10 protein-coding genes are annotated in these 11,773 nt (G+C 74.1%); all 10 read right to left on the bottom strand.

Annotation, left to right across the window (positions count from 1 at the left end; translation table 11 throughout):
* Positions 1-36 precede the first annotated feature (36 nt).
* The 10 genes from RBJ65_RS07340 to RBJ65_RS07295 all read right to left on the bottom strand — a co-directional run bounded on the left by RBJ65_RS07340 (position 37) and on the right by RBJ65_RS07295 (position 11,610).
* Positions 37-1,344 carry an MFS transporter gene (locus RBJ65_RS07340; RefSeq protein ID WP_306316471.1) on the bottom strand — a complete coding sequence of 436 codons (1,308 nt, stop codon included), beginning with the start codon at positions 1,342-1,344 and terminating at the stop codon, positions 37-39.
* 54 nt (positions 1,345-1,398) lie between these two features.
* Entirely contained in the window at positions 1,399-2,082 is a 684-nt protein-coding gene (locus tag RBJ65_RS07335; protein WP_306316472.1) for an aldolase, read from the bottom strand.
* Positions 2,079-3,371: a 3-oxo-tetronate kinase gene (otnK, locus tag RBJ65_RS07330; RefSeq protein WP_306316473.1), complete on the bottom strand. Its 1,293-nt coding sequence runs from the start codon at positions 3,369-3,371 to the stop codon at positions 2,079-2,081. Before otnK ends, RBJ65_RS07335 begins: the two co-directional genes overlap by 4 nt.
* Before the next feature lies 1 nt (position 3,372).
* Entirely contained in the window at positions 3,373-4,386 is a 1,014-nt protein-coding gene (ltnD, locus tag RBJ65_RS07325; protein WP_372341181.1) for an L-threonate dehydrogenase, read from the bottom strand.
* 90 nt (positions 4,387-4,476) lie between these two features.
* Entirely contained in the window at positions 4,477-4,746 is a 270-nt protein-coding gene (locus RBJ65_RS07320; RefSeq protein ID WP_306316475.1) for a hypothetical protein, read from the bottom strand.
* Between the two features lie 39 nt (positions 4,747-4,785).
* Entirely contained in the window at positions 4,786-5,523 is a 738-nt protein-coding gene (locus RBJ65_RS07315; RefSeq protein ID WP_306316476.1) for a CBS domain-containing protein, read from the bottom strand.
* 10 nt (positions 5,524-5,533) lie between these two features.
* Positions 5,534-8,251, bottom strand: a complete 2,718-nt coding sequence (locus tag RBJ65_RS07310; RefSeq protein WP_306316713.1) for a bifunctional GNAT family N-acetyltransferase/acetate--CoA ligase family protein — start codon at positions 8,249-8,251, stop codon at positions 5,534-5,536.
* Positions 8,252-8,399: 148 nt separating this feature from the next.
* Positions 8,400-8,675: a HypC/HybG/HupF family hydrogenase formation chaperone gene (locus RBJ65_RS07305; RefSeq protein ID WP_306316477.1), complete on the bottom strand. Its 276-nt coding sequence runs from the start codon at positions 8,673-8,675 to the stop codon at positions 8,400-8,402.
* Positions 8,675-11,047 (bottom strand): carbamoyltransferase HypF, encoded by a 2,373-nt coding sequence (hypF, locus tag RBJ65_RS07300; RefSeq protein ID WP_306316478.1) that lies wholly within the window; start codon positions 11,045-11,047, stop codon positions 8,675-8,677. The genes RBJ65_RS07305 and hypF overlap by 1 nt, the downstream gene beginning before the upstream one ends.
* Entirely contained in the window at positions 11,044-11,610 is a 567-nt protein-coding gene (locus RBJ65_RS07295; RefSeq protein ID WP_306316479.1) for a hydrogenase maturation protease, read from the bottom strand. Before RBJ65_RS07295 ends, hypF begins: the two co-directional genes overlap by 4 nt.
* Between the last annotated feature and the right edge of the window lie 163 nt (positions 11,611-11,773).

Below are 11,773 nucleotides of genomic sequence, written 5' to 3'. Positions count from 1 at the left end.
GGTGGCTCCCAGTAAGAGACGGGTGGTCGGATCGGGTCAGCGGTTGACGACGCTCTTCTTCGTCGTCAGGACGGCCGCCGCCCCGATGACGAGCGACAGCGCCAGAACGTACATCGGGATCGCCGTCGAACCGGTCGCGTCCTTCAACGCGCCGATCATGTACGGGCTGACGAAGCCGGCGAGGTTGCCGACCGAGTTGATCGCCGCGAGGCCCGCCGCGGCCGCCGTGCCGCCGAGGAACGCCGTCGGCAGCGACCAGAACAGCGGGGCGCAGGTCAGCACGCCCGCCGCCGCGATCGACAGGGCGACCAGGGCCAGCGCGGTGGAACCGGTGAAGCTCGCCGCGAGGGAGAAGCCGACCGCGCCCATCAGAGACGGGATCACCAGGTGCCAGCGGCGTTCGCGGCGCTTGTCGGCGGAGAAGCCGAAGAGGTTCATGGCGATCAGCGCGGCCAGGTACGGGACGGCGCTCAGGGCGCCGATCGCGAGGCCGCCCTTGACGCCGGTGGACTCCACGAACGTCGGCATCCAGAACGTCAGCGCGTACTGGCCCATCACGAAGCAGAAGTAGATGAGGCACATCAGCCACACCTTGCCGTTGCGGAAGGCGTCGAGGGCGCGGCCGTGCACGGTCTGGTGGGTGGCGTCGGCGGCGAGCGCCTTCTCGACGACCGTCTTCTCGTCGTCGGTCAGCCACTTGGCGTCGCGCACGCTGTTGTCGAGCCAGAACAGGCAGACCACACCGATGACGAGGGCGGGGATCGCCTCCACGACGAACAGCCACTGCCAGCCGCTCCACCCGGCCGCGTCGTCGAAGACGTCCATGATCCAGCCGGAGAGCGGATTGCCGAAGATGCCCGCGACGGGGATCGCCGACATGAACATCGCGATGACGCGCGCCCGCCGCTGCGACGGGAACCAGTACGTGCAGTACAAGATGACGCCGGGGTAGAAGCCGGCCTCGGCGGCGCCGAGCAGGAAGCGCAGCGCGTAGAACGTCGCCTCGTTCGATACGAAGGCGAACGCCGCCGACACCACACCCCAGCTGATCATGATGCGGGCGATCCAGGTGCGGGCGCCGACCTTCTGCATCAGCAGGTTCGAGGGCACCTCGAAGAAGAAGTAGCCGATGAAGAACAGGCCCGCGCCGAGCCCGTACGCGGCCTCGCTGAAGCCGAGGTCCGAGGACATCTGCAGCTTGGCGAAGCCCACGTTGACGCGGTCCAGGTACGAGACCACGTAGCACAGGATCAGAAAGGGGACGATGCGGCGGATCACCTTGCGGAACACGGCGTTCTCACGCGCGAGTTCGGGGCTTTCGGCCGTGGGGACGGTCGTGGACATGAGGGGCACTTCCTTGTGCGGCTCAGGGGGAGACGAGCGGACGGGGGAGGTGTGTCACCACGCCGCGCCGAAGGTGGCTCTCAGCTCGGCGATGGCGTCTTCGGGCAGGGGAGCGGGGGTGCGGCCGGTCGTCAGCCAGAGGCGGGCGGTCTCCTCCAGCTCTTCGAGGACGGCGAGCGCGGACGCGGCGTCCGGCCCCCAGACGACGGGGCCGAGCCGGTCGAGCAGCACGGCACGGATCGGAGTGCCTTGCGCCGTACGGGAGTTGATCCGCTCGGTCACCAGCTCGGCGACGCGCGGGTCGCCAGGGCGGTGGTACGGGATGTGCGGGACGTGCCCCACCTTCATCACGTAGTACGGGGTGATCGGCGGCAGCACGTCGTCAGGGCGCCACACACCGGCGAGGGTGAGCGCGACGAGGTGTGTCGAGTGGGTGTGGATCACGAAGCGGGCCGTGGGGTCGGCCGCGTAGATCCGGCGGTGCAGGGTGAGTGTCTTGCTGGCGCGGTCGCCCGCCACCTGCTCGCCCTCGGCGTCGACGAGCGCGAGGCGTTCGGGGCGCAGGAAGCCGAGGGCCGCGTCGGTCGGGGTGATGAGGTGGCCGAGGCCGTCGTCGAGCCGGGCGCTGATGTTGCCGGCGCTGGCGTGGACGTAGCCGCGGTCGAAGAGGCTGGTGCCGACGCGGACGATCTCCGAACGGGCGGACTCGGCAGCCGAGTTGAGGTCGAGGGTGCTCACCGGCGCGCCTCCTGGCCGAGCTTGTCGAACGACGTGGTGAAGAAGTCCGGGCCGCCGAAGTTCCCCGACTTCAGCGCGATGTGCAGGGTGTCGCCGCCGGGGAGCGGCGCCGCGCACCACGGCACGCCCGGGTCGATCTGCGGGCCGATCCGCAGGCCGGTCAGGCCGAGGGCCCGGACGACGGCGCCGGAGGTCTCGCCACCGGCGACGACGAGCCGCCGCACCCCGCGCTCGACGAGCCCTTCGGCGACCCGCGCGAGCGTCCGCTCCACCAACTCCCCGGCCTCGGCGGCCCCGAGCTGCCCCTGCACATCGCGTACGGCCTCGGGGGACTCGGTCGAGTAGACGAGGACCGGCTCGTCGGACCCGGCCAGGTGCGCGTCGGCGAAGGCGAGCGCCTCCGCGGCCACGTCCTCGCCCGCCGCGATCCGCAGCGGATCCACGCTGAAGCCTGGCCGCCCGGTGGTCAGGAACTCCCGCACCTGACCGTTCGTCGCGGCGGACACCGAACCGGCGACGACCGCCGAGTGCCCGGAGGCGGAGGGGAGTTGGGCCGCCTCGGGGGAGGGGGTGATGCCCCAGTTCGCGGGCAGCCCAATGGCGAGGCCCGAACCGGCGGTGACCAGCGGGAGCTTGGCGACGGCCGCGCCGAGCCGCACCAGGTCGTCGTTCGACACGGCGTCGACGATCGCGGCGCCGACCCCGTCGGCGCGCAACTCGTCGATCCGCGCCGCGATCGCCTCGGGCCCGGCGGCGGCCGCCTTGTGGTCGATGAGCCCGACCGGCCGTGTGGTCTGCGCGCCGAGCACCGACACCAGGTTCGAGTCGGTCATAGGCGTCAGCGGATGGTGCCGCATGCCGCTCTCGCCGAGCAGCGCGTCACCGACGAAGAGGTGCCCCTTGAAGATGGTGCGCCCGTTGTCGGGGAACGCGGGCGTCGCGACGGTGAAGTCGGTGCCGAGGGCGTCCATCAGCGCCTCGGTGACCGGGCCGATGTTGCCCGCCGGGGTCGAGTCGAAGGTCGAGCAGTACTTGAAGTAGATCTGCTCGGCGCCCGCGGTCGACCGCAGCCACTCCAGGGCGCGCAGCGAGGCGTCGACGGCCTGAGCGGCGGGCACGGTACGGGACTTGAGCGCGATGACGACGGCGTCGGCTCCGGCCGGGGCGGGGGTTCCCGGCGCCGGTACGTCGATCAGCTGGACCACGCGCATGCCCGCGCGTACGAGGTTGTTGGCGAGGTCGGTGGCGCCGGTGAAGTCGTCGGCGATGCAGCCGAGGCGGATGGGCACGTCAGGCCTCCGAGTCGTTCTGGGCGTGCTGGGTGTGCTGGGCGTTCTGGGCGTGGGGCAGTTCGATGCCCGGGAAGATCTTGATGACCGCGCTGTCGTCCTCGCCGCCGAGCCCCGAGGCGGACGCCTGGAGGAACATCTGGTGGGCGGTCGCGGAGAGCGGCAGCGGGAACTTCTCCGGCCGCGCCGAGTCCAGTACGAGACCGAGGTCCTTGACGAAGATGTCGACGGCGGACAGCGGCGTGTAGTCCCCGGCGAGGACGTGCGCCATGCGGTTCTCGAACATCCACGAGTTGCCCGCGCTGTGCGTGATGACCTCGTACAGCGAATCGGCGGGCACGCCCGCCTTGATGCCGAGGGCCATGGCCTCCGCGGCGGCGGCGATGTGCACGCCCGCGAGCAGCTGGTTCACGATCTTGACCTTGGAGCCGAGTCCGGCGCTGTCACCGAGCCGGTAGACGGTGGCGCTCATCGCTTCGAGCACCGGGTCCGCGAGGGCGTACGCCGCCGGGGAGCCGGACGTCATCATCGTCAGCTCGCCGGTCGCGGCGCGGGCGGCGCCGCCGGAGATCGGCGCGTCGAGGCAGTGCACGCCCAACTCGCCGAGCCTGCGCTCCAGTTGGGCGGCGAAGGACGCGTCGACCGTGGAGCACATGACGTAGACGGAGCCGGGGCGCAGGCGGTGGGCCGCGCCGCCGTCACCTTCGGCGAACAGGACGGACTCGACCTGCGCCGAGTTCACCACGACACCGACGAGCACATCCACGTCGGCCGCCAGGTCTCCGGCCGAGGCGTACGCGGCGCCGCCCTCGCGGGCGAACTCCTCCGCCACCTCCGCGCGCAGGTCGTGGACCCCCACGTGGAACCCGGCGGCGCGCAGGCTGCGTGCCATGCCGAGGCCCATGGCCCCGAGGCCGACGACGCCCACGCGGGGCGCCTCAGGTGTGGTCGGTGCCGGGTGATCCTGGTCGTGCATGTGTGACCGTCCCTGTCTGTCTCTCGTCGTTGAGCGCAGGTCATATGATGACCTGACGTCCACGATGAGTACAGGGTGATGCCGATCACAAAGGTGTTGCGAAAGGTGCCGTCGGAGACGCCGTGGAAGTCAGCAGACGCGCGGGAGTTGTTCCCCCAGCGGTATCTCCACCACGGCCGGCGCCGCCTCGCCCGCCTCCGGGGCGACGAAGGCGACGAAGGCGACGAGGCAGCCCTCGTTCGCGACGGTGCGCGGGGCCAGGCCGAGCAGATCGCAGGCCGCGGCCACCGTGTCGGGGACGGCCAGCGCCGACTCGTCCAGCTCCACCGGGACCGACGCGGCGCGCGCGATCTCGTTGAGGGCGGCGGACGGGCTCGACGCCGGGGGTGCCGCGGTCATGAAGGACTACCCCTCAGGCTCCTCACGGGCTCTCCGGGTTCACAGCTTGCGCAGCCAGTCGTCCGCGACGCCGTGCAACGCCTGCTCGTCCGGGCGCAGATGCGAGTCGTCGACGCGGAACGTCAACCGGTCGACCACGCCCACGACGCCGTCCGCGCGGCGCGTCATCGCGCGCGCGATGTCCCGCTCGCTGCGCCGCTCCAACTGCCCGTCGAGCGTCACGACCCCTTCGCGGACATCGACCGCGACGCTGCGCGGCGTCAGCCACAGGGCGCGCACCAGGACCTCCTCGATCACGGTGCGGCGGATCTCGGCGTCCGGGACGAGGAACACGCCCAGCAGATCGCGGCGGGTGACGATGCCGACGAGCCGGTCCTCCTCGTCGACGACGGGAAGCCGCTCGACGCCGTGCTCGGCCATGGTGCGGGCGGCCTGCGCGAGCGTGGCCTCGGCCCGCACCGTACGGGCGGGACTCGACATGAGGCCGTCGGCGGTGCGCGCGACCGCACGCCGCGCCGCCCTCCGGTGGCCCGGCCGCATCCGCAGCAGCCGGCCGCGTACGCCACCCGGCTCCTCGTACGGCTCCAACTGCTCGGCCTGGTGGCGCAGCAGATCGGTCTCGGAGATCACACCGACGACGTGTCCGTCGTCGTCGACCACCGGCAGGCCGCTGATGCGACGCTCCGCGAGCAGCCGCGCGACCTCCTTGAACGGGGTGCCGCCGCGGACGGTCACGACATCGGTGACCATCACCGCTCCGGTCTTGACGTGTTTCACGGGAACCTCCTCAGGCGGGCCGACGCAGGCGGCGCAGATACGGGTCGTGGGCCCGGCGCGGCGCGAGCCGCACCCGGACGTCGAGCGTGGTGATGCCGCCGGGACCGGCCAGTACGGGATTGAGATCGGCCTCCGCGAGCTGCGGCAGCTCGCAGGCCATCCGGGACAGTCGGTGCAGGAGCTGTTCCAGGGCGGCGAGGTCGGCGGCGGGCCGGCCGGCGTAGCCGAACAGCAGTGGCGCGCAGCGCGGAGCGGTCAGCAGCTCGTGCGCGGCGCGGTCGGTGAGCGGGGCGAGGCGTCCCGCGCGGTCGGCGAGCAGATCGGTCGCCGTGCCGCCGAGCCCGAACACCACGAGCGGCCCGAACACCTCGTCCTGGGCGACCCCGGCGAACAGCTCGGTGCCGCGCTCGGCGAGCGGCTGCACGACGACGCCGGTCATCAGGTCGCCGAAGCGGGTCGTCAAGTCCCGGTGCGCGGCGCGCACTTGGCTTGAGCCGCGCAGGTCGAGGTGGAGGGCGCGCTGCTCGCTCTTGTGCAGCAGGCCGGGCCAGTGCGCCTTCATCACGACGAGCCCGGACGGGCCCGCGAGGCGTTCGGCGGCGACGACGGCCTCGTCCTCGTCGCGGGCCCACGCCCACGGCAGCTGCGGAATGCCGTACGCGGCGAGGAGCGCGGCGGTGTCCCGCGGGTCGAGCCAGCCGCCGTCGGGGTGCCCGGCCAGATAGGAGGCGACGAGGGCGCGCGCCGCCGCCGTCTCCACACCCTTCAACTCCGGTACGTCGCCGGGCTCTTGGGTGAGCCACTCGGCGCGGGTGACGGCGTGCGCCAGGGCTCGCGCCGCGTCCTGCGCGTCGGCGTACGCGGGCACGGCGGCGTCGAGCAGTTCGACGCGGGCGGCCTGCGCGGGCAGCACGGTGAGCAGCGGGCGCTGTGGGGCGCGGGTGGCGGTGAGCGCGCGGGTCAGATCGGTGCCGGTCGCGGCGGCCACCGCCGTCGGCACCAGCGCCACGAGCACCGCGTCCACGGCCCCGTGAGCGGCCAACACCTCGACGCAGTCGCGCAGTTGACGCTCCTCGACGGCCGCCGTCGCGTCGACCGGGTTGTACGCGCGGGCGTCCGCGGGCAGCACGTCGAGCAGCCGGTCCACGAGCTCGGGCGCGAGCGGCGGCACCGCCAGCCCGGCCTCTGCGCAGGCGTCGGCGGCGAGCACGCCGATGCCGCCCGCGTTGCTGACCACGGCGACGCGGCGGCCCTTCGGCAGCGGCTGCGCGTGCAACAGGGCGGCCGTGTCGAGGAGTTCGCCGATCGTCCGGGTCGCGGTGACACCGGCCTGCGTGAACAGGGCCTGCCGGGTCATGGTGGGAGTGGCGGCCGCCGCGGTGTGCGAGGCCGCCGCCCGCCTCCCCGGTTCGGAGCGGCCCGCGTCGACGGTGAGCACCGGCATGGCGCGGGCCACGCGGCGCGCGGTGCGGGAGAAGGCGCGCGGGTTGCCGAACGACTCCAGGTGCAGCAGCGCCAGGTCGGTGCGGCCGTCGCCCTCCCACCACTGGAGCAGGTCGTTGCCGCTGACGTCGTACTTGTCGCCAAGCGACACGAATGACGACACCCCGATGCCGAGCCGGGCGAGCCCGTCGAGCAGCGCGATGCCGACGCCGCCGGACTGCACCGCGACGCCCGCCGTGCCGGGGCCCGGATGGCGGGCCGCGAAGGTCGCGTCGAGCCGGACGTCCGGGGCGGTATTGGCGAGGCCGAGACAGTTCGGCCCGGCGAGCCGCATCCCGAACCGGCGGCAGACGTCGACGAGTCGGGCGGCGTCCTCGGCGCCGAACCCGGCGGACACGACGAGCAGCGCGCGCACGCCTGCCCGCCCGCACTCCTCGGCGACCCCCGGCACCGCGTCGGCGGGCACCGCGAGCACGGCGAGGTCCGGCACGCGCGGCAGCTCGGCCACGGACGCCCTGGCCGGAACGCCGCACAGGTTGACCGCCCGCGGGTGCACCGCGAACAGCCGCCCGGCGAAGCCGCCGGTGCGCAGATTGTGCAGGATCGCCCGGCCGACGGAGCCCGGCCGCCGCCCGACGCCGATCACGGCGACGGTCCCGGGGTGCAGCAGCGGCGCCAGGCTGGCCACGTCGGCGACCCGCCCCCGCGCCTCGACCGCCGTCAAGTAGTCCTCGTCCTGCGCGAGTTGCACCGTGCAGTGCACCTCGGGCCCGTCGAAGGAGCGCTTGGTGCGCAGCCCCAGGTCGGCGAAGACCTTCAGCATCTCGTGGTTCTCGGCGAGCGCGTCGGCGACGAACTCCGTGACCCCGGCGGCCCGCGCGGCGCCCGCGAGATGCTCCAACAGGAGGGTGCCGACACCCTTGTGGTGCCAGTGGTCGTCGACGGCGAGGGAGATCTCGGCGGCCCCCGTGCCCGCCCCGGAGCCGTCGTCGGCGTGCTCTGTGCGCTCGTACTCGGCCAGGCCGATCAGCCCGAACTCGGCATCGGCGCCGCCCCGTTCGCAGACCAGCGCCAGATATTCGGGGCGCTCGGTCCTGGCCACCCGGTCGGCGGCCTGCCGCGCCGAGGCCCGGCTGAGGGAGAAGAAGCGCAGCCGCAGGTGCTCCGGCGACATCGTCTCGTACAGGCGCAGCACCGCCGCCCGGTCCTGCGGCCCCGCGCGGCGGATCCGCACCGTGGTGCCGTCCGCGAGCAGCGCGTGCACCGGCGCACCCGGCGTCGTCATCGGGCCCTGGTCATGGAACCGGTCCTGGCCGTGGTCCTGGAGTCCGGTCATCGTCGTCCCCTTCTCCGTCCGGGCACTCCCAGCGTCCGCCGCGCGCGGGCGCCGTCCGATGGGCCGGGCGGTGCACCGGTACGGGGCCGACGGTCCCTCAGACCGCGTCCGCCCGGCCGGGCAGCGGCTCGCCGAGTTCGCCCTCGACCTGGTCGGCCATGGCGCGCAGCACGTCGAGGGTGCGGACGGCCTCGGCCTCGTCGACGTAGGAGATCGCGAAGCCGACGTGGACGACGACGTACGTCCCGACCCCGGCCTCGGGGACGTACGCGAGACACACCTCGCGCCGTACGCCGCCGAAGTCGACGTCGCCCATGCGCACGCCCGTGTCCTCGCGCACGGCGAGCACGCGGCCGGGGATCCCGAGACACATCACGTACGCCCTTCGTCCGCACGGAGGCGGGCCGCGGCGACGGCCGCCTGGCCGAAGCTGATGCCGCCGTCGTTCGCGGGGACCGCGGAGCCCGCGAGCACGCGCAGCCCCTGCGCCCGCAGCAGCCGCGAAGTCCCTTGCAGCAGACGGCGGTTGACGAAGCAGCCGCCGCCCAGGCACACCGTGCGCGGGCCGCCGTCGGCCACCACCCGCTCGACGAGCGCGGCGGTCGCCTCGGCGACGGTCGCGTGGAAGGCGGCCGCGAGGACGGGCGCCGGCTCGCCCTCGGCGCGCCGCTCCAGGACCGCCGTCAGCGTCGGCGCCGGGTCGTAGACCCACACCCCGTCCGCCCGCGCGATCCGCCACGGCAGCGCGGGCACCTTCCCCGGTGCCCGGTCCGCCGCGCTCTCCAGGGCGACCGCGGCCTCACCCTCGTACGACACCGTGTCCTCGCTCAGGCCGAGCAGCGCGGCCACCGTGTCGAAGAGGCGGCCCGCGCTTGAGGCCTGGGGGCAGTGCGTGCCGCGCCGGATCAGCGCGCACACCCGCTCGGCGGCCACCGCGTCGAGGCGCCGCGCGAACGTCCGCGCCAGCCACGCCGGAGGCGGCTGCGAACCCAGCGGTTCGGCGCCGTACAGGTGGCCGAGTGCGGTGCGCCAGGGGTGCCGGACGGCGGACTCGCCGCCGGGCAACGGGGCGCGGGCGAACCGGCCCACCCGCCGATAGCCGGTGAGCGAGGCGACGAGGACCTCGCCGCCCCACAGCGTGCCGTCGTCGCCGAGCCCGAGACCGTCGTAGGCGACGCCGATGAACGGGGTCCGCACCCCGTGCTCGGCGGCCACCGCGGCCACATGCGCGTGATGGTGCTGCACAGGAACCCGCCGCACGCCGTCCGGCAGGCCCTGCGCCCACTGGGTGGACAGGTAACCGGGGTGCATGTCGTGGGCCACCGCGCGCGGGGCGATGCCGGTGAGGCGGGTCAGATCCGCGTACGAGGAGCGGAAGGCGTCGTACGTGTCGGCGTCCGCCAAGTCGCCGGTGTGCGCGGCGATATGGGCGCGGTCGCCCTCGACGAGGGTGAAGGTGTGCTTGAGGTGGGCCCCGGCCGCCACCAGGGGCAGCGGCGACGCGAGCGGCAGCCCGAGCGGGGCGGGCGCGAGACCGCGGGCCCGGCGCACCGTGCGTACGCGACGTCCCACCCGGTGCACCACCGAGTCGTCGTAGCGGGCGGCGACCGGCCGGTCGTGGGTGAGGAAACCGTCCGCGATACCGGCGAGCGTCCGGCGCGCGGCGGCGTCGTCGATGGCGATCGGGCCGCCCGAGCGGTTGCCGCTGGTGACGACGAGGGGCCGGTCGAGGGCGCGCAGCAGCAGATGGTGCAGCCCCGTGGTCGGCAGGAAGAGCCCCAAGCGACCCGTGCCGGGTGAGACCTGGGGAAGCGGGATGTGCGAGCCGACGTCCAGGACGACGATGGGACGCTGCGGGGAGCGCAGCGCGGCCTCCTCCACGGCGCCGCACTCGGCGAGGCGGCGCACGGCGGCCGGGTCGGCGACCATGACGGCGAACGGCTTCGCCGGCCGGTGCTTGCGCCGCCGCAGCTCGGCGACGGCCGTCAACCGGGAGGCGTCGCACACGAGTTGGTAGCCGCCGAGGCCCTTGAGGGCGACGATGCCGCCGTCGTCGACGGCCCGCACGGCCGCCTTCAGCGCGATGTCACCGCTGGGGCCGGGCTGATCCGGACGACCGGCCCCGGCCCACGCGAGGCGTGGCCCGCAGTCCGGGCAGGCGAGCGGTTCGGCGTGGAAGCGGCGGTCGGCGGGGTCCGTGTACTCGGCGGCGCAGGCCGCGCAGAGCGGGAAGCGGCGCATGGTCGTACGGGCGCGGTCGTAGGGCAGGGCCTCGATGACGGTGGCGCGCGGGCCGCAGTCGGAGCAGCTCAGGAACGGGTACCGGAAGCGGCGGTCGGCCGGGTCGAAGAGTTCGGCCAGGCACGGATCGCACGTCGCGGCGTCGGGCGGGATCTCGCGGCGGCCGGTGACGGTGGGGGCGTGGGGGCTGGGCCGGACAGTGAACGTACCCTCTGCTGCGGCTAGTTGGTCGTCGGCGTGCGTCACCTCGACCGTGCGGACCATGGCGAGCGGTGGGGCCTCGTCCCGGATCCGGGCGACGAGGCGGTCCAGGGCGCGGGCGGGCGCGCGGGCGGTGATCTCCACGTGCCCGTCGACATTGCGGACCCAGCCCGCGACGCCGAGCGCGCCCGCCGTGCGATGCACGAACGGACGGAAACCGACGCCCTGGACACGGCCGAAGACGGCGATGCGCCAGGTCTGACAGGTCTGACAGGACTGCGGGGCACGGTCGGTGGCACTCACACGGACACCCCGCCCCCGTGACCGTGGCCCTGATCGCGGGCCGCCCCGCCGCGCGCCGCCGCGTCGCGATGCCGCACGATGTCGGCCTCCACGGCGTCCGCCACCGCGTCGACGCGTTCGGCGACCACCGGTGAAAGGCCCGTGCCGACGCGGCGGTCCGCGCCCTCCACCGCGTACACGACGAGCCGTCCCGGCAGCCGCCCCAGGACACGGGACAGCTCGATGGCCTCGCCGAGCCCGAGCCCGTGCGAATTCGCCTGTCCCGGCCCCGGTCCCGGTCGCGCCAACGCCCCGTCGTCCAGCTCGACCCGGTGCACGCGCCCCGGCTGGGGAGGCTCGGCGTGCGCCGCGTCGACGACCACGGCGAGCTCGGCGCTCTCCCAGCTGCCGAGCAGCCGCCCCGGTTCGCCGTCGCAGGTCGTGAGGACGGTGCCGGGCGGCAGCGGGCGGTCCGCCGCGCGGGTGCCGAGGCGGGCGACGACGGCGGGGCCGAGGCCGTCGTCGTGCCGGAACTCGTTGCCGACCCCGATGACCACGATGCGTGCGCGCGCCGCTGCGGACATGGCGTCCTCCCTCGGTCGTCCGCAGGCATCCTCGAAGCACCGGGCGGTCCGGGGGAGGGGGCCGAAGGTCCCCGAACGTGGGCCGAAGCGGCCCCGTCACGGCGCCGCGCCGCGCTGCCACGCTGCCCGTAACGGCACGGCACGAGTTCGAGTTCGACCGGGA

The sequence above is a fragment of the Streptomyces sp. KL109B genome, assembly GCF_030766935.1.
Classification (GTDB): Bacteria; Actinomycetota; Actinomycetes; order Streptomycetales; family Streptomycetaceae; genus Streptomyces.
Note: the sequence above shows the minus strand (reverse complement) of the source record. Positions and strands in the feature narration are given on the sequence as shown.